20 protein-coding genes are annotated in these 26,521 nt (G+C 65.6%); 12 read left to right on the forward strand and 8 right to left on the reverse strand.

Translation table 11 applies throughout. From position 1 onward, the window contains the following. The first annotated feature begins 121 nt into the window (after positions 1-121). From VGR99_RS05855 to VGR99_RS05870, 4 genes are all read left to right on the forward strand, one after another. Positions 122-2,203 carry a M3 family metallopeptidase gene (locus VGR99_RS05855; RefSeq protein WP_326897375.1) on the forward strand — a complete coding sequence of 694 codons (2,082 nt, stop codon included), beginning with the start codon at positions 122-124 and terminating at the stop codon, positions 2,201-2,203. Further along, positions 2,203-2,841 carry a DUF1007 family protein gene (locus VGR99_RS05860; protein ID WP_326897376.1) on the forward strand — a complete coding sequence of 213 codons (639 nt, stop codon included), beginning with the start codon at positions 2,203-2,205 and terminating at the stop codon, positions 2,839-2,841. The genes VGR99_RS05855 and VGR99_RS05860 overlap by 1 nt, the downstream gene beginning before the upstream one ends. After that, positions 2,832-3,971: a nickel/cobalt transporter gene (locus VGR99_RS05865; protein WP_326897377.1), complete on the forward strand. Its 1,140-nt coding sequence runs from the start codon at positions 2,832-2,834 to the stop codon at positions 3,969-3,971. The genes VGR99_RS05860 and VGR99_RS05865 overlap by 10 nt, the downstream gene beginning before the upstream one ends. Positions 3,972-4,197: 226 nt before the next feature. Beyond that, the gene (locus VGR99_RS05870) at positions 4,198-4,635 is read left to right on the forward strand and encodes a thioesterase family protein (protein ID WP_326897378.1); all 438 of its coding nucleotides are present in this window, start codon (positions 4,198-4,200) and stop codon (positions 4,633-4,635) included. 8 nt (positions 4,636-4,643) lie between these two features. Here VGR99_RS05870 and VGR99_RS05875 read toward each other — a convergent pair whose 3' ends face one another. Then, positions 4,644-5,042, reverse strand: a complete 399-nt coding sequence (locus tag VGR99_RS05875) for an MAPEG family protein (RefSeq protein ID WP_326897379.1) — start codon at positions 5,040-5,042, stop codon at positions 4,644-4,646. An 82-nt stretch (positions 5,043-5,124) separates the two neighbouring features. Between VGR99_RS05875 and hemH the strand changes: the two genes are divergently transcribed. The 4 genes from hemH to VGR99_RS05895 all read left to right on the forward strand — a co-directional run bounded on the left by hemH (position 5,125) and on the right by VGR99_RS05895 (position 8,887). Further along, positions 5,125-6,162 carry a ferrochelatase gene (gene hemH / locus VGR99_RS05880; protein ID WP_326897380.1) on the forward strand — a complete coding sequence of 346 codons (1,038 nt, stop codon included), beginning with the start codon at positions 5,125-5,127 and terminating at the stop codon, positions 6,160-6,162. An 11-nt stretch (positions 6,163-6,173) separates the two neighbouring features. Next, on the forward strand, positions 6,174-7,142 hold the full coding sequence (locus tag VGR99_RS05885) for an ABC transporter substrate-binding protein (protein ID WP_326897381.1): 969 nt from the start codon (positions 6,174-6,176) through the stop codon (positions 7,140-7,142). A gap of 241 nt (positions 7,143-7,383) precedes the next feature. Next, entirely contained in the window at positions 7,384-8,388 is a 1,005-nt protein-coding gene (locus VGR99_RS05890; RefSeq protein ID WP_326897382.1) for an SPFH domain-containing protein, read from the forward strand. A 55-nt stretch (positions 8,389-8,443) separates the two neighbouring features. Continuing rightward, complete coding sequence (locus VGR99_RS05895) at positions 8,444-8,887, forward strand: NfeD family protein (protein ID WP_326897383.1); 444 nt, start codon at positions 8,444-8,446, stop codon at positions 8,885-8,887. A gap of 88 nt (positions 8,888-8,975) precedes the next feature. Here the strand turns inward: VGR99_RS05895 and VGR99_RS05900 are convergent, their stop codons facing one another. Beyond that, positions 8,976-9,308 (reverse strand): helix-turn-helix domain-containing protein, encoded by a 333-nt coding sequence (locus tag VGR99_RS05900; protein WP_326897384.1) that lies wholly within the window; start codon positions 9,306-9,308, stop codon positions 8,976-8,978. 72 nt (positions 9,309-9,380) lie between these two features. Here VGR99_RS05900 and VGR99_RS05905 point away from each other — a divergent pair, with 72 nt between their 5' ends. Next, on the forward strand, positions 9,381-9,932 hold the full coding sequence (locus VGR99_RS05905) for a carboxymuconolactone decarboxylase family protein (RefSeq protein ID WP_326897385.1): 552 nt from the start codon (positions 9,381-9,383) through the stop codon (positions 9,930-9,932). A 243-nt stretch (positions 9,933-10,175) separates the two neighbouring features. Here VGR99_RS05905 and VGR99_RS05910 read toward each other — a convergent pair whose 3' ends face one another. Next, a complete protein-coding gene (locus tag VGR99_RS05910) occupies positions 10,176-11,183 on the reverse strand; it encodes a KpsF/GutQ family sugar-phosphate isomerase (protein ID WP_326897387.1) in 1,008 nt (335 codons plus the stop codon). A 188-nt stretch (positions 11,184-11,371) separates the two neighbouring features. Here VGR99_RS05910 and VGR99_RS05915 point away from each other — a divergent pair, with 188 nt between their 5' ends. After that, complete coding sequence (locus VGR99_RS05915) at positions 11,372-13,120, forward strand: outer membrane beta-barrel protein (RefSeq protein WP_326897388.1); 1,749 nt, start codon at positions 11,372-11,374, stop codon at positions 13,118-13,120. Positions 13,121-13,321: 201 nt separating this feature from the next. Here VGR99_RS05915 and VGR99_RS05920 read toward each other — a convergent pair whose 3' ends face one another. Beyond that, entirely contained in the window at positions 13,322-14,773 is a 1,452-nt protein-coding gene (locus tag VGR99_RS05920) for a glutamate synthase subunit beta (RefSeq protein WP_326897389.1), read from the reverse strand. Positions 14,774-14,918: 145 nt separating this feature from the next. After that, entirely contained in the window at positions 14,919-19,652 is a 4,734-nt protein-coding gene (gltB, locus tag VGR99_RS05925; RefSeq protein WP_326897390.1) for a glutamate synthase large subunit, read from the reverse strand. Between the two features lie 490 nt (positions 19,653-20,142). On the opposite strand from gltB, the gene VGR99_RS05930 reads away from it, so the two are divergent. Further along, positions 20,143-20,937, forward strand: a complete 795-nt coding sequence (locus tag VGR99_RS05930; RefSeq protein WP_326897391.1) for a hypothetical protein — start codon at positions 20,143-20,145, stop codon at positions 20,935-20,937. A 61-nt stretch (positions 20,938-20,998) separates the two neighbouring features. Here VGR99_RS05930 and VGR99_RS05935 read toward each other — a convergent pair whose 3' ends face one another. Then, a complete protein-coding gene (locus VGR99_RS05935) occupies positions 20,999-21,769 on the reverse strand; it encodes an alpha/beta hydrolase (RefSeq protein ID WP_326897392.1) in 771 nt (256 codons plus the stop codon). Positions 21,770-21,914: 145 nt separating this feature from the next. After that, positions 21,915-22,376, reverse strand: coding sequence for an Hsp20 family protein (locus tag VGR99_RS05940; protein WP_326897393.1), 462 nt, complete (start codon positions 22,374-22,376; stop codon positions 21,915-21,917). A 234-nt stretch (positions 22,377-22,610) separates the two neighbouring features. On the opposite strand from VGR99_RS05940, the gene VGR99_RS05945 reads away from it, so the two are divergent. Then, complete coding sequence (locus VGR99_RS05945) at positions 22,611-23,558, forward strand: alpha/beta hydrolase (RefSeq protein WP_326897394.1); 948 nt, start codon at positions 22,611-22,613, stop codon at positions 23,556-23,558. Between the two features lie 99 nt (positions 23,559-23,657). Here the strand turns inward: VGR99_RS05945 and VGR99_RS05950 are convergent, their stop codons facing one another. Beyond that, positions 23,658-26,465, reverse strand: coding sequence for a di-heme-cytochrome C peroxidase (locus tag VGR99_RS05950; protein WP_326897395.1), 2,808 nt, complete (start codon positions 26,463-26,465; stop codon positions 23,658-23,660). Positions 26,466-26,521 lie beyond the last annotated feature (56 nt).

A 26,521-nucleotide genomic window follows, 5' to 3' on the forward strand; every position in this document is an offset into this window, starting at 1 on the left:
AGGCTTCGAGGGCCGCAATCTCCCCGAAAAGGGGCCCGGGAGCAAGGGCAAATGGCCCAAAAAAGCCCCATCGCGTGCTATAGCTGGCCCCAACAAATCAGCTCAAAAATAGAGACCTGCGATGTCAGAACCCCGCCAAACTACGGACTCCGAGACCAATCCGCTGCTGAAGGCCTGGGTGACGCCGTTCGCGACCCCGCCCTTCGACGAGATCAAGCCGGAGCACTTCCTGCCGGCCTTCGAGCAGGCCTTCGCCGACCACTCCGCCGAGATCGCGGCGATCACCAACGATCCGGCCGCGGCCGACTTCGCCAACACCATCACGGCGCTGGAGCGCTCGGGCAGGCTGCTGAACAAGGTCGCGGCGGTGTTCTACGATCTCGTCTCGGCGCATTCCAACCCGGCCATCCTGGAGATCGACAAGGAGGTCTCCTTGCGGATGGCGCGGCACTGGAATCCGATCATGATGAACGCTGTGCTGTTTGGCCGCATCGCCCAGCTTCACGAGAACCGCGCCGGCCTTGGTCTGTCGCCCGAGCAGCTCCGCCTGCTGGAGCGCACCTACACCCGCTTCCATCGCTCCGGCGCCGGCCTCTCCGAGGAGGCGAAGAAGCGCATGGCCGAGATCAACGAGAAGCTCGCCCAGCTCGGCACGAGCTTCAGCCACCATCTGCTCGGCGACGAGCAGGAGTGGTTCATGGAGCTGGGGGAGGCCGACCGCCAGGGCCTGCCCGAGAGCTTCGTCGCCGCCGCCAAGGCTGCGGCGGAAGAACGCGGCATGGCCGGCAAGGCCGTCGTGACGCTGTCGCGCTCCTCGACCGAGCCGTTCCTGAAGAGCTCGGCCCGGCGCGACCTGCGCGAGAAGGTCTACAAGGCCTTCACGGCGCGCGGGGACAACGGCAATGCCAATGACAACAATGGCACCATCGTCGAGATCCTGAAGCTGCGCGAGGAGAGCGCCCAGCTGCTGGGCTATCCGACCTTCGCCGCCTACCGGCTCGAGGATTCCATGGCCAAGACGCCCGACGCCGTGCGCGGCCTGCTCGAGCGGGTCTGGAAGCCGGCCCGGGCCCGCGCGCTCGCCGACCGCGACGAGATGCAGGCGCTGATCACCGCCGAGGGCGGCAATTTCAAGCTCGCGCCCTGGGACTGGCGCTTCTATGCCGAAAAGCTCCGCCTCCAGCGCGCCAATTTCGACGATGCCGCGATCAAGCCGTATCTGACGCTCGACCACATGATCGCCGCCGCTTTCGACTGCGCAACGCGCCTGTTCGGCATCACCTTCGAGGAGCGAAAGGACGTGCCGGCCTGGCACCCGGACGTCCGGGTCTGGGAGGTCAAGGGACCCGACGGCAAGCACAAGGCGCTGTTCTACGGCGACTACTATGCCCGGCCGTCAAAGCGCTCCGGCGCCTGGATGACCTCGCTGCGCGACCAGCAGAAGCTCGACGGCGAGATCGCGCCGCTCGTCATCAACGTCTGCAACTTCGCCAAGGGGGCCAATGGCGAGCCCTCGCTGCTGTCGCCCGACGACGCCCGCACCCTGTTCCACGAGTTCGGCCACGGCCTGCACGGCATGCTCTCCAACGTGACCTACCCGTCGCTGTCGGGGACGTCGGTGTTCACCGACTTCGTCGAGCTGCCCTCCCAGCTCTACGAGCACTGGCAGGAGCGGCCCGAGGTGCTGCAGCAGTTCGCCCGCCACTACCAGACCGGCGAGCCGCTGCCGGACGATTTGCTGCAGCGCTTCCTTGCGGCGCGAAAGTTCAACCAGGGCTTTGCGACCGTCGAGTTCGTCTCCTCGGCCCTGGTCGATCTCGAATTCCACACCCAGCCGGCCGCCGCCGCGCAGGATGTCCGCGCCTTCGAAAAGAAGGAGCTGGAGAAGATCGGCATGCCCGAGGAGATCTCGCTGCGTCACCGGCCCACCCAGTTCGGCCACATCTTCTCCGGCGATCATTATGCCGCCGGCTATTACAGCTACATGTGGTCCGAGGTGATGGACGCCGACGCCTTCGGCGCCTTCGAGGAGGCCGGCAACATCTTCGATCCGGCCGTGGCCAAGCGTCTGCACGACGACATCTACTCGACCGGCGGATCGGTCGATCCGGAGGCCGCCTACGAGGCCTTCCGCGGCCGTCCGCCTGAGCCCGACGCACTGCTCCGCCGCCGCGGCCTGCTCGACGACGCCAAGGCGGCCTGATGGGCATGCGTGCCCTGTTCGGCTTGCTGCTCGCCGCCGGCCTGTCGTTCGCGGCGGGCACTGCGAGCGCGCATCCGCATGTCTGGATCACCGCGACCAGCGAGCTGCTTTACGCCGCGGACGGCACCATCACCGGCGTCCGTCACGCCTGGACCTTCGACGACATGTTCTCGGCCTATGCGGTGCAGGGGCTCGAGAGCAAGACCAAGGGCACCTATACCCGCGAGGAGCTGGTGCCGCTGGCGCAGACCAATGTCGAGTCGCTGAAGGAATACGCCTACTTCACCTTCGCGCGAGCCGACGGCAAGAAGGAGCGGTTTAACGAGCCGGTCGACTACTTCCTCGACTACAAGGATACGGTGCTGACCCTGCACTTCACGCTGCCGCTGAAGAACCCGGTCAAGCCCAAGCAACTGGTGCTCGAAGTGTTCGACCGCTCCTTCTTCATCGACTTCCAGATGGCCAAGGACAATCCGGTCAAGCTGGTCGGCGCGCCCGCCGGCTGCCAGATGAAGCTCGATCGGCCCAGCGACGGCTCCGCCACCGCGCAGAAGCTCAACGAGCAGACCTTCCTGAACGGCGAGAACTCCAATTTCGGCATGATGTTCGCCAACAAGATCACGGTGGATTGCCCTTGATCGGTCGTCTTCAGTCTCCGCTCGCCCGCGGGCTGCTCGCCTGCGCCGCAATCGTCGTCGTGCTGGGCGCGGCCGATGCCGCGCTCCACGATCTCCTCGCGCAAAACCCGTTCGGTGCACCACGCCCGACGCAGGCCGCCGAGCCCGAGGCCAGCGGCCTGATCGGCTGGCTGCTGGCAAAGCAGTCGGAATTCTATCGCCAGATGTCGGCGACGATCCGCGCCGCCAAGTCGGACGGCTCGGCGGTGTGGACGCTGCTGTTCATTTCGTTCGCCTATGGCATCTTCCATGCGGCCGGCCCCGGCCATGGCAAGGCGGTGATCGCCTCCTATCTCGTCGCTAACCGCGAGACCGCCAGGCGCGGCATCGCGCTCTCGTTCGCGTCCGCCCTGATGCAGTCGCTGGTCGCGATCCTGATCGTCGGCATCTCGGCCTGGATCCTGAATGCGACCGCCAAGACCATGTGCAAGGCGGAAGGCGCGATCGAGATCGCAAGCTATGCCCTGATCGCGCTGTTCGGCCTGCGCCTCGTCTGGGTCAAGGGCCGCACCTTCATCCGCGCGCTGCAGGCGGCCCAGCCGGTGCCGGCGATCGCCGGCGTGCCGCATGACCATGATCACGGCCGTCACCGTCATCACGATGCGCATGAGCATCACCACGATCATCATCACCATGATCATCACGGCCACGACCACGCGCACGCCCATCACCATGGCGGGCACGACGACCACGTCCATGATGAGCATTGCGGCCATTCCCACGGTCCCACCCCGAGCGAACTCGCCGGCCCCGGCGGCTGGCGCCGCGGCTTTGCCGCGATCCTGACCGTCGGCATCCGCCCCTGCTCGGGCGCGATCCTGGTTCTGGTGTTCGCGCTCGCCCAGGGACTGTTCTGGGCCGGCATCGCCGCGACCTTCCTGATGGGCCTCGGCACCGCGATCACGGTTGCCGCCATCGCGGTCGTCGCCGTCTCCGCCAAGGACATCGCGCAGCGCCTCAGCGCCGGCCGCGACGGCGGCGGCGCACTGTTCATGCGGGGCATCGAATTTGCCGCCGCTGCCGTCGTGCTGCTGTTCGGCGCGGGGCTTCTGTTCGGCTACATCGCGGCCGAGCGGACGACGTGTTTCTGAACCAAGCTCTCGTGCCCCGGACGCAGCGCAGCGTCTCTTCGACGGTGCGCTGCAGAGCCGGGGCCCATCTCTCCGGACTATAACCTGTAGCCTTCTGGGTCCCGGCTCTGCGGAGCAGCGCAAGGGCGCTGCACCGCGTCCGGGACACGGGAGCTGCTGGCTTTGCGAAGCTCCCTCCGGTCCGCTATTCAGTTCGTCAAACGAACAAGAACAGTCGGGGGATTCCATGTCGCGCGATAACTTCTGGTTCTTTCACCCGTTCCGGGTGCGCTATTCCGAAATCGACGGTCAGGGCGTGGTCTTCAACGCGCACTACCTGACCTATTTCGACACCACCATCACCGAATATTTCCGCGCGCTGGGGTTTGACCAATATGCGGATGCGCAGGCGAGCGGCATCGACTTTCACGTCGTCAAATCGGTGATCGAATACAAGGCGCCGGTCAGGTTCGACTGGGAGCTCGACGTCGGTGCGCGCGTGGCGCGGATCGGCAATTCGAGCCTCGTCTTCGAGCTCGGCATTTTCCAAAAAGGCGGCACGGATGCGCTGGTGACCGGCGAGATCGTCTGGGTCTACACCAACCAGCAGACCCATCGCCCAGTCACGATCCCGGCATCGATGCGGGCGCTGATCGCGACGCGGGAGCGTCATCTGTCGGTGTGAGATCCGACTCACACCGGCAGGAAGCGCTTCAAGGCCGGCATGAAGAAGATCCCGAGATTGATCGCAAAGCCGATGCTCCAGAGGATCGAGCGCAGGGTCGGGCGGTTGCCGAGATAGGTCAGCACATAGGCGACCCGCACGATCAGGAACAACGCGGCGAGCTCGTCGATCAGCCGCTGCGGCGAGTCCCTGTATTCAGCGAGCAGGACGGCGAAGGCGAAGAACGGCCAGGTCTCGATGCCGTTCTGATGGGCGCCCAGCGCACGCGCCGCGATGGCGTCCTGATAGAAGGCGGGATCGCGCGGGCGTGAATTGTCGAACCCGCGAAACCTGATCCATTTGATCGCGGCGATCGTCGCCAGATAGAGCAGCAGCGCCCCGAATACACACCATTCCGCGAGCGTCATCTTCCCTCCCCCGCTTGAGGCGGACCCTAGCGAAACCGGGCTCATCTTGACAAGTTCGGTGCAACGCGCGACGCAACTGAGCATGACGACCGCAGCCCCCATCGCGACCGCGAAGCCGCCCCTTCAGTCCAGCCAGCCGCGCGTCGGCGTGCTCCTGGTCAATCTCGGCACGCCCGATACGGCCGATGCGCCGGGCGTGCGGGTCTATCTGAAGGAATTTTTGTCCGACGCCCGCGTCATCGAGGACCAGGGCCTTGTCTGGCAGTTCGTCCTGAACGGGATCATCCTGCGCAGCCGCCCCCGCACCAAGGCGCTCGACTACCAGAAGATCTGGAACAACGAGAAGAACGAATCGCCGCTGAAGACCATCACGCGCTCGCAGAGCGACAAACTGGCCGACGCCTTGTCCGATAGCGCGCACGTCGTGGTGGACTGGGCGATGCGCTACGGCAATCCCTCGATCAAGTCGGGCATCGACGCGCTGATCGCGAAGGGGTGCGAGCGCATCCTCGCCGTTCCGCTTTATCCGCAATATTCCGCCTCGACCTCGGCCACCGTCTGCGACGAAGTGTTCCGCGTGCTCGCCCGGCTGCGCAACCAGCCGACGCTGCGGGTGACGCCGCCTTATTACGAGGACGAGGCCTATATCGAAGCGCTCGCGGCCTCGATCGAGACTCATCTGGCAACGCTGCCGTTCAAGCCCGAGCTGATCGTGGCGTCCTTCCACGGCATGCCGAAATCCTATGTCGACAAGGGCGATCCCTATCAAAACCACTGCATCGCCACGACCGAGGCGCTGCGCCGCCGGCTCGGCATGGACGACACAAAGCTGCTGCTGACCTTCCAGTCGCGTTTCGGCAATGATGAGTGGCTCCAGCCCTACACCGACAAGACCATGGAGCGGCTCGCCAAGGAAGGCGTGCGCCGCATAGCGGTGGTGACGCCGGGCTTTTCCGCCGATTGCCTCGAGACGCTGGAGGAGATCGCGCAGGAGAATGCCGAGATCTTCAAGCACAATGGCGGCGAGCAGTTTTCCGCGATCCCCTGTCTCAATGACAGCGATCCCGGCATGGACGTGATCCGCACCCTGGTGCTGCGCGAGCTCCAGGGTTGGGTCTAATGGTGTCTCCCATGAACCGCCGCGAATGCCTGGCGCTTCTTGGGACGATCACCGCGCTGCCGGCCGAGGTGCTGGCGCAGCAGCCGAATGCGGCGCGCCGGCTCGGCGTGCTCTCGGTCATCGCCTCCGACAACGTGATCGGGCAGGCGCGCCTCGCCGAGGCGCTCGCCGCCCATGGCTGGAAAGAGCAGAGCAATCTCAGGGTCGATTGGCGCAGCGGTGCGGGCGATCGCGCGCGCATCGCCCGGCTCGCCGATGAGCTGATCGCGCTCAAGCCCGACATCCTGCTCGCGCTCGGCACGCCCTCGGTGGAGGAGCTGCGCCAGCGCACCACCTCGATCCCGATCGTGTTCGCCGTGGTCACCGATCCTGTCAGCCAGGGCTTCGTCAAAAACCTCGCGCATCCCGGCGGCAACATCACCGGCTTCACCGATTATGACGGCCCGCTGGCCGGCAAATGGCTGGAGATGCTGACGCAGGTCACGCCAAAGGTGTCCCGCGTCTTCGTCGTCTACAATCCCGCCACCGCGCCGTTCGCGCCCTTGATGCTGCGCACGATCGAGGATGCCGCGCGCACGCTGCATGTGGCGGTCGAGCCAGTGCCAGTGAATGACGCCGCCTCCATCGCCGCGCTGGCCGCACGCAAGGACGGCGGCCTGCTGATCCTGCCGGACTTCTTCACCATGGCCAACCGCACGCCGCTGCTCGCGGCGATCAATGAGGCGCGCATGCCTGCGGTGTTCTGGAGCCGTGCCTTCGTCGAGGAGGGCGGGCTGATGTCCTACAGCACCGATAGTGCCGAACAGCTCCGCCGCGCCGCCAGCTACATCGACCGCATCCTGAAGGGGGCGCAGGCCGCCGACCTGCCGGTGCAGAACCCCACCAAGCTCGAGCTGGCGGTCAACCTCAAGACGGCCAAGGCGCTTGGCGTCACGCTGTCCCCGGGCCTGCTCGCAATCGCGAACGACGTCATCGAGTGAGGCTGTCTCTGACGGACGGCGTCTCAGGATTCGTTAACTTTCTCTGGTAGGTTTGCGCCCGCACGCTTTCAAGAGCCTTCCGCAAATACATATCGCAGCCGTTTCCTTCCTCTCCGCCTTGTGCAGAATCCCGCCGATACCGACGTGAATCGCGACCGCTGAACCGGTAGGGTCGTGATCCCGACCAATGACAGCGCCGGAAAAGGCCTTTTCCCGGCTTCTTTTCCGCCTTGGAGGAAATATGAGCGGTTTCGACATTTTCGCGATTGTTCTGGTGCTGCTCGTCATCGTCACGCTGATTGCCGGCGTGAAGACGGTGCCGCAGGGCTATGACTGGACCATCGAACGTTTCGGCAAATACACCCAGACGCTGAGCCCCGGGCTCAACCTGATCGTGCCCTATTTCGATCGCGTCGGGCGCAAGATCAACATGATGGAGCAGGTGATCGATATCCCCGAGCAGGAGGTCATCACCAAGGACAACGCCACCGTGACGGTGGACGGTGTCGCCTTCTACCAGGTGTTCGACGCCGCGAAAGCGAGCTACGAGGTCTCCAACCTGACCCAGGCCATCACCGTCCTGACCATGACCAACATCCGCTCGGTGATGGGCGCGATGGATCTCGACCAGGTGCTGTCGCATCGCGACGAGATCAACGAGCGCCTCTTGCGCGTCGTCGACGCCGCGGTCTCGCCGTGGGGTCTTAAAGTCAATCGCATCGAGATCAAGGACATCGTGCCGCCCGCCGACCTCGTCGAAGCCATGGGCCGGCAGATGAAGGCCGAGCGCGTCAAGCGCGCCGACATCCTGGCGGCCGAAGGCCAGCGCCAGTCGGAGATCCTGCGCGCCGAGGGCGCCAAGCAGGGCCAGATCCTCCAGGCCGAGGGCCGCAAGGAAGCTGCATTCCGCGACGCCGAAGCGCGTGAGCGATCCGCCGAGGCCGAGGCCAAGGCGACGCAAATGGTGAGCGAGGCCATCTCCAAGGGCGACGTCGCCGCGCTGAACTACTTCATCGCCGACAAGTACATCAAGGCGTTCGGCCAGTTCGCGGACGCGCCGAACCAGAAGATCATCATGCTGCCGATGGAAGCAACATCCATGCTCGGCTCGCTCGCCGGCATCGGCGAGATCGCCAAGGCCACATTCGGCGAGAGTGCGGCGTCCGCGGCTGCCGCGGCCCGTCGCACCGGCTCGGTGCCGCCGACCGGCCCGACGCCGCCGGCAGTGCCGCCGCGGCAGGGGTAAGGAACGGCGCATGATCTTTCGATAAGGTCATGCGTCAATTACAAGAGGTCGTGTCATGACCGACATGTTCGTATCGCTCGGCACCTGGAACTGGCTGATCTTCGGCTTCATCCTGATGGCGCTTGAAGTGCTGGCACCGGGTGTCTTCCTGTTCTGGCTCGGGCTAGCTGCGCTGCTCGTCGGCCTGATCTCGTTCGCGGCGGCCATCTCCTGGCAGATCCAGCTCGTGATGTTCGCGGTGTTCGCCACCGCCGCCGTGCCGGTCTGGCGCCGCCTCGCCCGGCCGAAGCTGGACGCAAGCGCAAGCCCCTTCCTCAACAAGCGCACCGAGGCGCTCCTGGGCCGCGAGTTCACGCTGGAGAAGCCGATCATCGACGGCAGCGGCACCGTACGCATCGGCGACACGGTCTGGCGCGTCGCCGGCCCGGATACGCCGGCGGGGACGAAGGTGAAAGTGGTGCAGGTGGACGGCGCGAATCTGACGGTGGCGGCGACTTAGTCCGCCGTCATTGCGAGCCAACGGGGCCGCGCTTCGCGCGGACCCGTTGGCTCGCAATGACGAAACCGTTGAGACGACATCGCGAGACTCAGGCACCGCTCTTGCTGCGCCACCTCTCCGCAAACCGGTGCAGCGGCATGAACGTCTCGCACAGCTCCCGCCCCAGTGCCGTCAGTCCGTAACCGCCGCCGTCGCCGAGCTCCACGAAGCCGGCCTCGCGCAGCTCTGTCAGCCGCGCCTGCAGCACCGTCGGTGAAGCTTCGTCGCAGGCGGTGCGCAAGCCACGCGAGGTGAGCGGCTCGCCGCGTAACTCCCACAATATCCGCAAGGCCCAGCGCCGGCCGAGCAGGTCGAGCAGCGCCATGACCGGCCGCCCGGTGCGCGAGCCGCGGACCTTCCCTGATGCTGCCTGCTTGGCCATTGCTACCCTCTTGCGTCGTGCTACAGATAATGTAGCGTAGTGCTACGGTAAATGTAGTAACGGAAACAGCCCATGTCCCAGGCCGCACCGCGCATCGCCCCGCTCACCCCGCCTTATCCCCCGGAGATCCAGGCGCAGTTCGACCGCATCATGCGCGGCGCGCCGCCGCTGGTGCTGTTCCGGGTGATGGCGGGCCACGCCCGCGCCTGGGACAAGTTCCGCGCCGGCGGGCTGCTTGATCCGGGACCGCTGTCGCTGCGCCAGCGCGAGATCGTCATCGACCGCACCTGCGCGCTGAACCGATGCGAATATGAATGGGGCGTGCATGTCGCGATTTTTGCGGGGCCGGCAAAGCTCACCGCGGACGAGGTCCGCGCCACCGCGCAGGGCGACGCGAATTCAGCCTGCTGGTCACCGGGCGAGCAGGCGCTGATTGCGGCCGTCGATGCGCTGCACCACCGCGCGACGTGGAGCGACGAAGAGTTCGCCGCGCTGTCGGCGCATTACGACGAGGCGCAGATTCTGGAGATCATGTTGCTGTGCGGCTTCTACCGCACGGTGTCGTATCTGGCGAACGGGCTGCGGCTGCCGCTGCAGGAGAAGGCGGCGCGGTTTCCGGCGTAGGTCTCGTCATTGCGAGGAGCGAAGCGACGAAGCAATCCAGAGTCTCTCCGTAGCGGCAGTCTGGATTGCTTCGCTGCGCTCGCAATGACGGAGGAGGGAGATGCGCCTCACCCACGCTGTCATTCCGGGGCGCGCGAAGCGCGAGCCTGGAATCCATCGGGCCGCGACCTCGGAGATGGATGGATTCCGGGCTCGCGCCCAAGAGGGCGCGCCCTGGAATGACGAGGGGAGAGGGCGCGTGCCTTACGCCACGCCCGCCCGCAGCAGATCGTGCAGGTGCACGATGCCCACCACCTTGTCCGCCTCGGTCACCACCAGCGTCGTGATCTTGCGCGTGTTCAGCACTTCGATCATCTCGGAGGCGAGCATCGAGGGCGGCACGGTCTTGGGCTGCCTGGTCATGATGTCGTCGACCGACACCGTCAGCAGGTCAGGCCGCATGTGGCGGCGCAGATCGCCGTCGGTGATGATGCCAGCAATGCCGCCGGCCTCATCGACGATACAGACGCAGCCGAGGCCCTTGGCCGACATCTCCATCACCGCGTCCGACATCTTGGTGCCGAGCGGCTTGAGCGGGATCTCCGCGCCGGTGCGCATGTAGTCGCGGACGAATTTCAGCATCGCACCCAGCTTGCCGCCGGGGTGGAAATGCGCGAACTCCAGCGCGGTGAAGCCGCGGCCTTCGAGCAGCGCGATCGCGATGGCATCGCCGATCGCGACCTGCATCATCGTCGACGTCGTCGGCGCCAGATTGTGCGGGCAGGCCTCGCGCGCCTTCGGCAGCTCGATCACGATGTCGGCGGCCTGTCCGAGCGACGAGGTCGCGTTCGAGGTCACCGCGATCATCGGGATCGCAAACCGCGCCGAATAGTTCACCAGCGTTTTCATCTCCGGCTGCTCGCCGGACCAGGACAACGCCATGATGACGTCGTCGGTGGTGATCATCCCGAGATCACCATGGGCGGCTTCGGCGGTGTGGACGAAGAAAGCCGGTGTGCCGGTGGAGGCCAGCGTCGCCGCGATCTTGCGCGCCATGTGGCCGGACTTGCCGAGCCCGGTGACGATGACGCGGCCCTTGGCGTTGCGGATCAGGTCGACCGCCCGGGCAAACGCCTCGCCGAGCGGGCCGCGCAGGGCGGCGGCGAGCGCGTTGATGCCGCCACTCTCCGTCTCCAGGGTGCGGAGCGCGGATTCGACGCTGTCAGCGGTGGGGCCGGATGATTGGGTCATCAGCGGTTTCGAGCTCGGCATATTCAGGTCCAGGGAGGGGAGCGTTCGTTGCCGTGCTGCTTAGCACGCCCGGACGGGCGAGGCGACGCGAGCCACTTATGCCCTCAACCGGTCATTAACCATAATTGTTTTAACTCCATTAACGATGGTTCCCGCCAGCCGGTGGGGGTGATCGTGAAAGCATTTGATTTCGTTGGGGTAATTCCATCGTGGGGCCGTCTCCAGGCACCGGCCGGAGCAAACGCGCGCATTTCCTGCGCGCCGCTTTGCCATGTCTGGCGTTGACGGCCCTCGGAAGCGGCCCGGTAGCGGCCCAGAGCCTCACGCCCGACCTGTTCAATCCCAACCGCGGCGGCTTTGCCGCGCCCGAAACGCTGCCGACGCGGCGCACGGCGGGCGTGCCGCAGGCGCCCTCCGATGCGCTGCCGGCGCTGCCCGATCCCAATGCCGATCCGCGCACCCGCCAGCAGCAGCAGGCGCCCGCGCCCTCGCGCGTCGGTCAGGTCCCGACCTACGGCCTGCCCGCCGCCAATGGCGCCAGCGGCTCCGGCTACGACTCGCTGAACCGCAAGCGGCAGCAGCCCAAGCTTTATCCCGGCCAAGCCAAGCCGAAGCGCCCGCTCGGGCCCGGCTCGGCGCCGCCGCCCGCAACGCCGGTGACGACGCTGGGGCCGCCGCGCATCGCGCCGCCGCCATCCGAGACCGCACACAAGCCACCGGTCGCCCCGGCGATGGCCGGCAACGTGCCGGGCCAGCCGCTGCGCCGCCGGCTCAAGGTCGATGACGACGCGTTCGGCGCGGTCGGCGATTATGCCGGCAGTTTCCTGATCAAGGGCGGGCTCGAGCTCTCCACCGGCTACGACACCAACCCGGCGCGCCTGAGCAAGCCGGTCGGCTCGCCGGTCATCGTCGTCGCGCCCGACCTGCTGGTGCAGTCCGACTGGGAGCGCCACGCGCTGGTCGCCGATCTGCGCGGCTCGTTCTCCGCCTACACCAACAACATGCCGGCGACGATCGACGGCTTCGCCTCGCCGTCGCCGGTCGACATCAATCGCCCCGATTTCACCGGCCATGTCGACGGACGCCTCGACGTCGACCGCGATCTCAAGCTGACCTCGCAGCTGCGCCTGCGGGTCGCCACCGACAATCCCGGCAGCCCGAACGTGCAGGCCGGCCTGCAGAAATATCCTATTTATGCCAGCTACGGCACGACGCTCGGCTTCGACCAGACCTTCAATCGCTTCCAGGTCGCCGCCGGCGCCACCATCGATCGCACCGCCTACACGGATTCGAAACTCACCGACGGTTCGACCTTCAGCAACAACGACCGCGACTTCAACCAGTATGGCGGCGTCGGGCGCTTCTCCTATGAGCTGAAGCCGGGCCTGAAACCGTTCGTCGAGATCGAGGGCGATACCCGCGTCCACGACCAGCCCGCCGACCGCAATGGCTACTTCCGCGATTCAAACGGCGGCTATGCCAAGGTCGGTTCGTCCTTCGAGTTCTCGCGCATCCTCACCGGCGAGGTCTCGATCGGCTATGCCGCGCGGAACTATGTCGACCCGCGCCTCAGCCAGCTCTCCGGCTTCCTCACCGCGGGCTCGCTGATCTGGAATGCGAGCGGCCTCACCACGGTGAAATTCTTCACCGACACGCAGATCAACGAGACCACCGTCCCCGGCTCATCCGGCGTGCTGGTGCACACCTATGCCGCCGAAGTCGATCACGACTTCCGCCGCTGGCTCACCGCCGTCGGCAAGTTCACCTACGGCACCTACGATTACCAGAACCAGGGTCGCAACGACAAAACCTACTCGCTCGAAGGCAATCTGATCTACAAGCTCAACCGCAACATCTGGATCAAGGGCACGCTGCGCCACGACATCCTGGATTCGAACCAGCCGGGCTCGAGCTCGCAGGGCACGGTGGTGATGGTTGGGGTGAGGCTGCAGAATTAAGCGGGGCGTAGTGGGGGCGCTGGAGCGTATGCGGCTCAGTTGGCTCCGCTCTCGCCACCCACTCCACTGTCATGCCCCGGCTTGACCGGGGCATCCAGTACGCCGCGGCCTATCCGTATACGTTTGACGTCTCTGGAATACTGGATCGCCCGCTTTCGCGGGCGATGACACCTTTTGCAAGTCTGGCGGCCGAGCAAAAACTCAGCGCGGCAGATCCGTCTTCCCCATCAGGAACGTGTCGATCGACCGCGCGCACAGCCGACCTTCACGGATCGCCCACACCACCAGCGATTGCCCACGGCGCATGTCGCCGGCGGTGAACACGTTCGGTCGCGAGGTCTGGTAGTCCAGCGTGTTGGCCTTGACATTGCCGCGCGGGTCGAGGTCGACCGAGAGCAGCTTGAGCAGGCCCTCGTGCACGGGATGCACGAAGCCCATGGCGAGCAGGACGAGCTCGGCGTCGAGCTCGAACTCGGTGCCTTCGATCGGCTTGAACTTGTCGTCGACGCGGACGCAGTGCAGCTTCTTGACCTGGCCGTTCTCGCCCGTGAACTTCTGGGTCAGCACGGCGTATTCGCGGACGGCGCCTTCGGCCTGGCTCGAGGAGGTGCGCATCTTCAGCGGCCAGTTCGGCCAGGTCAGGCCCTTGTTCTCGCGCTCGGGCGGGGCGGGCATGATCTCGAGCTGCGTCACCGACAGCGCGCCCTGGCGCAGCGAGGTGCCGATGCAGTCGGAGCCGGTGTCGCCGCCGCCGATGACGACGACATGCTTGCCGCCGGCCAAAATCTCCTGGACGCCGTTCAGCGGCTCGCTGGAGACGCGGCGGTTCTGCTGCGGCAGGAAATCCATGGCGTAGTGGATGCCCTGGAGATCGCGGCCGGGGATCGGCAGGTCGCGCGGGGCTTCCGCGCCGCCGGTCAGCGCGATCGCGTCATACTCGTTGAGCATCTCGCGCGGATCGACATTGCCGTCGGCGCCGACATGGCTGTTGTAGTGGAAGGTGACGCCTTCGCCTTCCATCTGCTTGACGCGGCGGTCGATGACACCCTTCTCCATCTTGAAGTCGGGGATGCCGTAGCGGAGCAGGCCGCCGGCCTTGGCGTACTTCTCGAACAGGTGCACGTCGTGACCGGCGCGCGCGAGCTGCTGGGCGCAGGCCATGCCGGCCGGACCCGAGCCGATCACCGCGACCTTCTTGCCGGTCTTGACCGCTGCGACCTCAGGCTTCAGCCAGCCATTGTCCCAGGCGCGGTCGACGATCGCGCATTCGATGGTCTTGATGGTAACAGGGTTGTCGTCGATGTTGAGCGTGCACGACGCCTCGCACGGCGCCGGACAAATGCGGCCGGTGAACTCCGGGAAGTTGTTGGTCGAGTGCAGGTTGCGCGAGGCTTCTTCCCAGTTGCCCTGATAGACGAGGTCGTTGAAATCGGGGATCTGGTTGTTGACCGGGCAGCCGGGCGTGCCGGGCGCGACCGAGCCGGTGCCGTGGCAATAGGGAATGCCGCAATTCATGCAGCGCGCGGCCTGGTCGCGCGTTTCCTTCTCGGTCAAGGGAACGACGAATTCGTTGTAATGCTTCACGCGCTCGGCGACCGGGGTGTACTTGCGATCGTGCCGTTCGATTTCGAGAAAACCCGTGATCTTGCCCATTAAACCCGAAGTCCCTGCCGCTTAAATTCGTTTTGTTTCTTCTCGTCGTCATTGCGAGGAGCGAAGCGACGAAGCAATCCAGTCTGCATCAAGGTAAAAAGTCTGGATTGCTTCGCTTTGCTCGCAATGACGGGGTGTGATTGCCTTACGCCCCGATCGCGATTTTCGGCTCGGCGTCCGCGTTGGCGACCATCTCGCGCAGCGCGCGCCGGTACTCGACCGGCATCACCTTGCGGAATTTGGGCAGCCAGTCCTTCCAATTGGCAAGGATGTCGGCGGCGCGCTTGGAGCCGGTCGCCTTGGCGTGGCGCGAGATCAGGACGTGCAGCCGCTCGACGTCGGAGTCGAGCAGGTTCTTGAACACGTCGACCCGGCCGTGCGCCTCGAGGTCACCGGAGTGGTGATAGGTGCCGGCGTTGATCAGCTCTTCCGACAGCACCGGCTCGAGCTCGACCATCGCCATGTTGCACAGCTTGTCGAAGTCGCCGGTCTCGTCGAGCACGTAGGCGATGCCGCCGGACATGCCGGCCGCGAAGTTGCGTCCGGTCTTGCCGAGCACGACCACGATGCCGCCGGTCATGTATTCGCAGCAATGATCGCCCGCGCCTTCGACGACGGCGACCGCACCCGAGTTACGCACGGCGAAGCGTTCGCCGGCGATGCCGCGGAAGTAGCATTCGCCATCGATCGCGCCGTACATCACGGTGTTGCCGACGATGATGCTCTCTTCCGGCACGATCGCGGAGTTCTTCGGCGGCTTGACGATGATCTTGCCGCCCGAGAGACCCTTGCCGACATAGTCGTTGCCTTCACCCTCGAGCTCGAAGGTGACGCCGTGGGCGAGCCACGCGCCGAAGGCCTGGCCGGCGGTGCCCTTGAGGCCGACATGAATGGTGTCGTGCGGCAGGCCGGCATGGCCGTAGATCTTGGCGACCGCGCCCGACAGCATCGCGCCCGCGGAGCGGTTGGTGCTGTTGATCTTGGTCTCGATCTTCACCGGCGCGCCGCGGTCGAGCGCAGGCTGCGCCTTCTCGATCAGCGTGCGGTCGAGCACCGCCTCCAGATGATGGTTCTGGCGCTCGGAGTGATAGATCTTCTGGCCCTTCTCTTCCTTCTGCTTGACGAAGAGCTTCGAGAAGTCGAGGCCCTTGGCTTTCCAGTGCGCAACCAGCTTGGTCTGGTCGAGCAGCTGAACCTGGCCGATCATCTCGTTGAAGGTCCTGAAGCCGAGCGAGGCCATGATCTCGCGGACTTCCTCGGCGACGAAGAAGAAGTAGTTGATCACGTGCTCGGGCTGGCCGGTGAAGCGCTTGCGCAGGACAGGGTCCTGGGTCGCGACGCCGACCGGGCAGGTGTTGAGATGGCACTTGCGCATCATGATGCAGCCGGCCGCAATCAAGGGAGCGGTGGCGAAACCGAACTCGTCGGCGCCCAGCAGTGCGCCAATCACGACGTCACGGCCGGTGCGGAAGCCGCCGTCGACCTGGACCACGATGCGGCTGCGTAGCCGCTCGCGCACCAGCGTCTGGTGGGTTTCGGCAAGGCCGATCTCCCACGGCGAGCCGGCATGCTTGATCGAGGTCAGCGGCGAAGCGCCGGTGCCGCCCTCGAAGCCCGCGATGGTGACATGGTCGGCGCGCGCCTTGGCGACGCCCGCGGCGACCGTGCCGACGCCGATCTCGGAGACGAGCTTGACCGAGACGTCGCCCGTCGGGTTGACGTTCTTGAGGTCGTAGATGAGCTGCGCCAGATCCTCGATCGAGTAGATGTCGTGGTGCGGCGGCGGCGAGATCAGGCCGACACCCGGGGTCGAGTGACGCACCTTGGCGATGGTCGCGTCGACCTTGTGGCCGGGCAGCTGGCCGCCTTCGCCGGGCTTGGCACCCTGCGCCATCTTGATCTGCATCATGTCGGAGTTGACGAGATACTCCGTGGTGACGCCGAAGCGGCCCGAGGCGACCTGCTTGATCGCCGAGCGCATCGAATCGCCGTTCGGCATCGGCTTGAAGCGATCGGCTTCCTCGCCGCCTTCACCGGTGTTCGACTTGCCGCCGATCCGGTTCATGGCGATCGCAAGCGTGGTGTGTGCCTCGCGCGAGATCGAGCCGAAGCTCATCGCACCCGTGGCGAAACGCCTGACGATGTCCTTGGCCGGCTCGACCTGGTCGAGCGGCACCGGCTTGCGCTTCTCCTCGTCAGCGTTCTTGATCCGGAACAGGCCGCGCAGCGTCAGCAGACGCTCGGACTGCTCGTTGAGGATCTTGGCGAAGGCGCGATAGCGCTCCAGCGAGTTGCCGCGCGCGGCATGCTGCAGCAGCCCGACCGATTCCGCGGTCCAGGCATGGTCCTCGCCGCGGCTGCGATAGGCATATTCGCCGCCGACATCGAGCGCGGTCTTGTAGACCTGCGCCTCGCCGAACGCGTCGGCATGACGGCGCACGGCTTCTTCGGCGATCTCGGCAAGGCCCACGCCCTCGACGCGGGTATGCGTGCCGGCGAAGAACTTCGTGACGAAGTCCGCCTTGAGGCCGACCGCGTCGAAGATCTGCGCGCCGCAATAGGACTGGTAGGTCGAGATGCCCATCTTGGACATCACCTTCAGCAGGCCCTTGCCGATCGACTTGATGTAGCGCTTGACGATCTCGTAGTCGTCGAGCGAGCCGGGCAGGCGGTCCTTCATCGCGACGATGGTTTCGAACGCGAGGTAGGGATTGATCGCTTCGGCGCCGTAGCCGGCAAGGCAGGCGAAGTGATGCACTTCGCGCGGCTCGCCGGATTCGACGACGAGGCCGACCGAGGTGCGCAGGCCGGTGCGGATCAGGTGATGATGCACGGCGGCGCAGGCCAGCAGCGACGGGATCGGAACCCGGTCGGTGCCGACCATGCGGTCGGACAGGATGATGATGTTGACGCCCTCGCGCACCGCGCTTTCGGCGCGCGCGCAGAGCTCGTCGAGCACTTGGTCCATACCGGCCGCACCAAGGCCGGCGTGGAAGGTGGTGTCCAGCGTGCGCGACTTGAAGTGCGACTCGGCGACCTCAGAGATCGAGCGGATCTTTTCGAGGTCCGCGTCGGTCAGGATCGGCTGGCGCGCTTCGAGACGCTTGGTGGTGGCGAGGCCCTGCAGGTCGAACAGGTTCGGCCGCGGTCCGATGATGGAGACGAGGCTCATCACCAGCTCCTCGCGGATCGGATCGATCGGCGGGTTGGTGACCTGCGCGAAGTTCTGCTTGAAGTAGGTGAACAGCGGCTTGGCCTTGTCCGACAGCGCCGAGATCGGTGTGTCGTTGCCCATCGAGCCCGCGGCTTCCTCGCCGGTGGCCGCCATCGGCGTCATCAGGATGGTGATGTCTTCCTGGCTGTAGCCGAACGCCTGCTGGCGATCGAGCAGCGACAGGTTGGAGCGCACGCCGGTGGTCGGCACCTTCGGCAGCTCTTCCAGCACGATCTGGGTCCGCTCCAGCCACTCCTTGTAGGGATGGCTCCTGGCGAGCTCGGCCTTGATCTCGTCGTCGGGAATGAGACGGCCCTGCTCGAGGTCGACCAGCAGCATCTTGCCGGGCTGCAGGCGCCACTTGGTGATGATCTGGTCCTCGGGGATCGTCAGCACGCCCATTTCGGACGCCATCACGATGCGGTCGTCCTTGGTCACGAGATAGCGCGCCGGCCGCAAACCGTTGCGGTCGAGCGTGGCGCCGATCTGGCGGCCGTCGGTGAAGGCGATCGCGGCGGGGCCGTCCCACGGCTCCATCAGCGCGGCGTGATATTCGTAGAAGGCGCGGCGCTTCTCATCCATCAGCGGATTGCCGGCCCACGCCTCCGGAATCATCATCATGACGGCGTGCGGCAGCGAGTAGCCGCCCTGCACCAGGAATTCGAGCGCGTTGTCGAAGCAGGCGGTGTCCGACTGGCCTTCGTAGGAGATCGGCCAGAGCCGGTTGATGTCCTTGCCGTAGAGCTCGGAGCTGACCGAGGCTTGGCGCGCCGCCATCCAGTTGGTATTGCCGCGCAGCGTGTTGATCTCGCCGTTATGCGCGATCATGCGATAGGGATGCGCCAGCGACCACGCCGGGAAGGTGTTGGTCGAGAAGCGCTGGTGAACGAGCGCGAGCGCGCTCTCGAAGTCCGCCTCGTGCAGGTCGGGATAGTACTTGCCGAGCTGGTCGGCGAGGAACATGCCCTTGTAGATCACGGTGCGGCAGGACATCGAGCACGGGTAATAGCCGGCGCCGCCGCGGTCGCGGCGCTGGTAGATCGCCTGCGAGATCGACTTGCGCAGGATGTAGAGCCGGCGCTCGAACTCGTCCTCGGTCTTGGCGATGCCGTTGCGGCCGATGAACACCTGCACGCAGGCGGGCTCGGTCGGCTTCACGGTGACGCCGAGCGAGGAATTGTCGGTCGGCACGTCGCGCCAGCCGAGCAGCGTCAGGCCCTCTTCCTTGATCTGGTCGGCGATGATGCTCTTGATGACGTTCCGCCAGGCGGTGTCGCGCGGCATGAACAGCGCGCCGATGGCGTATTCGCCCGGCGCGGGCAGCGTGAAGCCGAGCTCCTTGGCCTTGCGGGCGAAGAAGGTGTGCGGGATCTGCACCAGAATGCCGGCGCCGTCACCGGCGCGCGGGTCGGCGCCGACGGCGCCGCGATGCTCGAGGTTGCAGAGGATGCTCAGCGCGTCCGAGACGATCTCGTGAGACTTCTTGCCCTTGATGTTGGCGATGAAGCCGACGCCGCAGGAGTCCTTCTCCAGGCTCGGATCGTACAGGCCTTCAGCCGGCGGGCGCGAATTGTGCTCCTGAATCGGATCGGTCGTTTTCGAGGCGACCGTCGCCGACAGTTCTTCTGCCACGATGTTTGCGCGCTCGAATTGCGACCCGTTCATTGTTCCAATCCTCTCCATGCGGCAAGCTGCCTCACCGCTCTCTTCGGCGCACCTTGGGCGTTCCGCGGCACCCGCCTCTGGGTCACCGCTCGTCCGCTGCGAGCCGCATTTTCTTAAATTCAGGCCTCGGCGTTCTTCGTCCCCGAGAACGGTTTGGCCTGTTACCTTATGGCGCTCGAGAGCACCGACTTTCGCTGCAATCCCTATGCCGGAACCGCAGGCAAAATTGAGACAGTCTTCCTGTCCTAACAATCACCTTGCCAAATTTTTGTCTATCACACAAGCGCGCGGAAGTCCCGATTCCCGATATGTCAATCAATCGCTTTCCGAAAGTTGCGCGGCCCCGCTTTTGAAGCAAACGCGCCCTGATCCGGCCCTGTGGACGCCGAAATCCCGAATGAAGCTTCGGATAGCCCCTTCGGAAGGCGCGCCACGCCGCAAGAAGCGAAAGAGCGCCTGCCGTTCGAGGCCTGACAGGAGCGTCTCGACCATGAAGTTTTTCACAGGATGTGTGGCCGCCGCCGCGCTGGCACTGGCTGCGACTGCGGGACATGCGCAGATTTTGGCTCAGGTTCCGTCCGACGGTATTGCGAGAGGGGGCGTGATCCCGGTGTCGGATTTCGACGGACCCTACGGGCCGGGCGCAGCCGCGCCGCCACCGCCGCCGCGCTACGGCTATGGCTATGGCTATGAGGAGCGCGGCCCGGCCCCGGCGCTGCTGCCTTCGATCGAGGTCTACGCGGTGCTGCGTGACAACGGCTTCTCGCCGCTCGGCATCCCGCGCCTGCGCGGCAGCGTCTACACCATCGCGGTGATCGACCGCCGCGGCGACGACGGCCGGCTGGTGATCGATGCCCGCGACGGACGGATCATCCGCTTCCTGCCGAGTGCGGATGCCTACGGCATGGCGCCGGCCTATGAGGAGCCCATGGCTGCGCCCTATCGTCCGCAAAGTGCGCTGCCGCCAGCGACGATGGTCCGTGGCGGCCCGCCGCGTCCGCCGGCCCCGATCCCGCATGTCGCCAGCCGCACCGTGCCGCTGCCGAAGGCCGCTCCACAGCGCGGCGAGACGCCGGTCGCTGCGGCAAAGCCCGTTGAGCCCAAGACGCAGCAGGCTACGCAGCAGGCCCCGCAGCAAGCCCAGGCGCCGCAGGCTCCGCCCGCGCAGCAGGCCGCCGCCGTGCAGGCCGCGCCGCAAGCCGTCGCTCCGACCGTCGTCCAGGCGAAGCCGGCTCCCACGATCTTGCCGACGCAGGAGATGCCGGCCGCGCAGGGGCTTGATTAGACCCGAGCAGAACAAAAGCGCCCGATGACGTCGGGCGCTTTTGCGTTGTCGCGATGGAGCCCTAGCTGCGCGGATATCCCGCAGCGTCCAGGATCAGTTTCACCACTTCCTTCGGATGCGACACCAGCGAGAGGTGGCCGGCGTCGAGCTCGATCGTCGTGGCGTTCATGCGCTTGGCGAGGAAGCGCTCGAAATCGGGATTGATGGTGCCGTCGTTCTTCGACACCGCGTACCAGCTCGGCTTCGAATGCCACGCAGCCTCAGTCGTACGGCCGGCAAAGATCGAGGCGGCGGTCGGCCATTGCACCGCGTAGAGCTCCTTCGCCTGCTCCGGCTTCACGCCATTGGCAAAATACTTCAGGAAGGCGTCTTCCGAGAGCTTGGTGTAGCCGTCGCGCTCGACGATGCCGGCGCGCGCCGGACCCGCCGGAAACTGCTTCGACAGCGCAACGAAATCCTCATTCGCGTCGGGCGCGCGGGCGGCAATGTAGACAAGGCCGGTGACCTTCGGATCGGTGCCGACCTGGCTGATCACGGTGCCGCCCCAGGAATGCGCGACCAGCACGGTCGGCCCATCCTGCTCGGCCAGTGCGCGCTTGGTCGCCTCGACGGAGTCCGCAAGCGACGACAGCGGATTTTGCACGGCCGTCACGTGCAGGCCCGCGGCCTGCAGGATCGGGATCACCTCCGACCAGCTCGAGCCGTCGGCCCAGGCGCCGTGCACCAGCACGACGTTGGTCGCCTTCACGGTCTGCGGGGTCTGCGCATGGGCAAGGCTGATGGGAGCCGCCAGCAGGCTCGCGGCGACGAAAAGGCTGCGCCAAAGTGACATGATCGTTCTCCGTCTCGTTTTGGGTTCGATACCCAAAGGACGGGGCGCGAGGCCACGGCGTTACGCGTTCACCACCCTGTGATGCAGCGCAAAAAACGCCCCGGGGCACCGGGGCGTTTTCGCAAACCTGGAAGTTGATGGGCGCTTAGGCGGCGACCGAGCTCTCGATCACTTGCGCCTTGGGCGCGCCGGCGTTGATCGCGATCTGGCGCGGCTTCTTGGCTTCGGGAATCTCGCGGAGGAGGTCGACGTGAAGCAGCCCGTTCTCGAGCGAGGCGTCCTTCACCTGCACGAAGTCGGCAAGCTGGAAGGCGCGCTCGAAGGCGCGTGCGGCGATGCCGCGATAGAGCACTTCGGATTTCGAGTTCTCGTTGGCGACTTTCTCGCCCTTGATCGTCAGCGTGTTTTCCTTCGCGACGATGGAAAGCTCATCCTTGGCAAAGCCCGAGACCGCAACGGTGATGCGGTAGGCGTTCTCGCCGGTGCGCTCGATGTTGTAGGGGGGATAACCCGGGCTGCCGTCCGAACCGGCCTGGTCGAGCAGGTTGAAGAGGCGGTCGAAGCCGACGGTGGAACGATAGAACGGGGTGAGATCGTAGGTACGCATGGTCTAGTCCTCCAATGAGCGACTGTTTCGGTAACCCGCCCGCCAATCGGGCCGGGCTTTAGTCTGTGTGCAGCCTGATGTTCCGGTTCCGAAACACTGGTAGCGGCCTGCACTGAGGTGATATGGGTGAGTCCAGACGGCGTTCAAGAGGGCGGCACTGGCGCCTTTTCGGCGCTCCCGCCCCTTGATTTGCAGCACTTGAGTACAGCACTTGGCGCCCAAGCACTCCCAATCATGACGCTGGTCTCGATTCCGTCCAACCCCGTTCCCGAAGACGTCGTCAGCGGCACCATCAAGACACCTGACGGCGCCGAGCTTCGTTTTGCCCGCTGGGCGCCGCCGGCCAACCGCAAGGGCACCGTCTGCGTCTTCACCGGGCGCAGCGAGCAGATCGAGAAATATTTCGAGACCGTGCGCGATTTGCGCGACCGCGGCTTTGCGGTGGCGATGATCGACTGGCGCGGGCAGGGCCATTCCTCGCGGCGCCTGCGCGACCCGCGCAAGGGCTATGTACGCGACTTCTCCGATTTCGAGATCGACGTCGAGACCTTCGTGCAGCAGGTGGTGCTGCCGGATTGCCCGCCGCCCTTCTTCGCGCTGGCCCACTCCATGGGCGGCACGGTGATGCTGCGGGTGGCGCATGCCGGCAAGCGCTGGTTCGATCGCATGGTGCTGTCGGCGCCGATGATCGACCTGCCGGGCCGCACCACCTCGTGGCCGGCGCGAACGCTGCTGAAGACGATGCGCCTGATGGGAATGGGCGGTCGTTATGTGCCCGGGGGCAGCGACCGCATCACCGGGCTCGATCCCTTCATCAAAAATCCCGTGACCAGCGATCCCGTCCGTTATGCGCGCAATGCCGCGATCCTCGAGGAGGACCCGACGCTCGGGCTGGCATCGCCGACGGTCGCCTGGGCCGATACCGCCTTCCGCGCGATGCACACCTTCAGGGGCATGCACTACCCCTCGGAGATCCGCCAGCCGATCCTGATGCTGGCGGCCTCCAACGACACCGTGGTCTCGACCGCGGCGATCGAGGAGTTCGCCTATCATTTGCGCGCCGGCTCCCATCTCGTGATCGCCGGGGCCAAGCACGAGATCCTGCAGGAGCAGGACCGCTACCGCTCCCAGTTCTGGGCCGCCTTCGACGCCTTCGTGCCGGGGACGCCGCTGTTCAAGTAGCCGCATCCTCCGTCATTGCTTCGTCGCAAGTGCTCCTCGCAATGACGGCGTGGACGCATTCCGGCCTCTCCCCGCGAGCGGGGAGAGGCGAACGGCAGCTCACAGCGTCTTCAGATACTCGATCAAATCGTAGCGCTCCTGCTCCTTGAGCACGCGGCCGATGGTGCCGTCCTTGCCGGGGCCCGGCGTGCCATCGAAGGAGTGGCCGGCATTGCTGTTGCCGTACAGGTCGGTGCCGTCGGACGCGCGCGTCGAGAAGCGCGACTGCCCGGTCTTGCAGCTCTCGCCGTCGGAGACCGCAAAGCCCACCTGCTTCGGATCGTAGTCGCGGCCGCCACCCATGCAGAACGATTTGGGGCGGTCGGCCGCGGGGCTCAGCATCCAGTAGAGCGAGGGCACCGATCCGTTGTGCAGGTAAGGCGCAGTGGCCCAGACGCCGTTGAGCGGGCGCGCGCGATACCAGGGCGGCGGCTCATTTTTCTCGGCCGGCTGCGGACCGGGATTGGGGCAGTTCTTGCGCTTGCCCCACCAGGCCTGCTGAACCTTCGGGTCGATCTTGGCATCGTCCATCGCCTTGCGGCTGACGATGTCGACGAGCACCATCAGGCCGACCGCGTACGGCATGTCGGTCGACGAAATATCCTGCAGCTTGCAGTCCCACCAGGCATTGAGATTCTGCGTGGGGTCGAGCTTGAGGAAGCCCGGCACCTGAACCGTTCGCGTCGCCAGCACATTGGCCTGAGCGGGGTCGGTCCCCATGCCCTTGGCGCTCTTCTGGACCTCGTTCAGGAATTTGTCGTCGCCGATGGTCTCCCACCGTGACGAGGACCAGATGCTCTGCTGCGGAAATTCGGCGTCGAACTTGGCGTCGTTGACCGGGCCGAGATGGCATTCGGCGCAGATCTCAGCATAGAGCTTGCGGCCGCGATTGACGCGCTCGTCATCGATCTTCCAGGCGGCATCGCCGAAGATGTCCGACGGCCATTTCGGCGATACCAGTCCGGAGAGCTGCTTCTTCGGATAGGGCGCCTGCCCCTTCAGTAGATCTTCGATCCAGTTCAGGTTCTTGATGTCCATCGACGAGCGGAACAGCGTGTCCTTGGGCGTATTGTCGGACAGGTTGAGCAACGCGGTCACGCCCAGCGCCTCGCCGGCGTTGCGGATCAGCGGCTGCTCGATCGACGCGTCATATTGCGCGTATTTGAGCCAGGGCACGGTCCAGATCGGCGGGAAGCTGACCGGCGCGTCCTTCGCGTGCAGGTTCTTCTCGAAGCCGCTGAGGCCGCTCAGCGCCATGTCCTGGGAGAAGACCTGGTTGCCGATGCGGTTGAGCGCATCGAGGCGGCCATAGCCTTCCTCGGTGTCCTGCTGCGGCTCGTTCTGCTTGGTCTTCTCGTTGAACCGCGTCTTGCCCTCGATGGTCTTGGCGTAGGTCTTCTCCCAGTCGACCAGGAACGTGCCGATCGCGCTCAGCTTCTGCTTCAGCGCATCGCGGTCCGCATCGCTGGCGGAGGGGCCGAGCACACGGTCGGCGAAGCGCTTGAAGCGGCCCGGAACGTAGAGCGTATAGGCGATCGACAGGCCGGTCGTGACCTCGAGCTTCCTGAGGTCGGTCATCGCAGGGCCGCCGTCGAAGCGGATGTCGATGCCTTTATAGTGGATCTGGCCGGTGTGGCAGGCGGCGCAGGTGAGACCAATCCGGTCCTCGCCGACCTTGCCGGTCGCGGGATCAGGTACGCCGGTCATGCGTGCAAAGCCGACGGGCAGGCCGTCGACGTTCTCGGCCTGGGCACCCCAGTTGACCGGCGGGTCCCAAAGCCGCGCCGGCACCGGCTTGGTCTTGTCGTAGACGTTGGCATAGCCGAACCGGCGCAGCGTGGCGTCGTCGGTGTTGATCGTCTGCGGGCTCGGGATGAAGCCGAAGCGCTGCAGATGGTCGCTGTCATGGAGCATCCCGGGCTTGGCGAAGAAATGCAGGCGCGGCTGCTCGAGCGCCATGAACCAGGTATAGGGCACCGGGAAGGTCGCGGTGCCCTGGCTGGCGTGATGAAACCAGTGCCGGTCCTCCAGCGCCCAGTTCTGCTCGAGCCAGTACGCGGCCTTGGGTTCGACCAGCTTCGGCAAGGGCGGCGCCACGAGGTCGCCGAGGATGCCGGGCAGCATCGGCTGGAATTGATCGGGAAAGCGCAGCGCCACGACGCCGAAGATGAAGAGCGCGGCGGCTAATCCGCCGATCGCGCGCAAGAGCGGCGAGGGCGGGGTGACGGGCTGGGCGACGACCCGTTGGGTGACCCTGCCGGGGAATTTGCGCTCGTTGAACAATGTCCTCACCTCGGCCACGCTGAGATAGCGGTCGTCACCTTCGCCCTTGCCCATGATCCTGAGCAGGATCGGCCACTCGAACTTCATCAGGATCGGGTAGTACCAGCGCGCCTGATTGCCGGCGCGCTTGAGATTGTCCTTCATGAAGGTCTGGATCTGCGAGGCGTTGAGCCCGGTCTCGGTCCCGCCATCCGGATCAGTATAGGTGCCGCCGAAACTGGCGAGCCGCGCGATCTCGTCCTCGTTGACGTGCCCGTCGACGCCGAGGATGCGCGAGCCGGCCCCGAGCTTGTCGAGCGGGCCGCCGCGCAGCCGGTCGAGCTGCGCGCCCCAGAAGATGCTTTGCAGAATGTGACAGGCGCCATTGGCGATCAGCGCGACGCCGCGGACCTGGATGCGGGCCGAGGTCTTCTTCAGCCCGGTCTCGCCGCTTGCATTTGCGATGGTCTGCGACACCGTCCGCAGCGGCACGGTGCCGCCATCGAGAAAACCTTCGCCGACGAGGCCGCGCAGGAAGGGACAGGGATTGTTCGGTGAGACCTGGATCGAGGGGTCGAATGGCGGCTTCGGAGCGGGGTGATGCATGGCCCAAATCCTGAAAACGGCGAATCGCAAAAACCGGACGCGCCGATCAAGCGCGG

Source organism: Bradyrhizobium sp. (assembly GCF_035935975.1).
Taxonomy (GTDB): Bacteria; Pseudomonadota; Alphaproteobacteria; order Rhizobiales; family Xanthobacteraceae; genus Bradyrhizobium.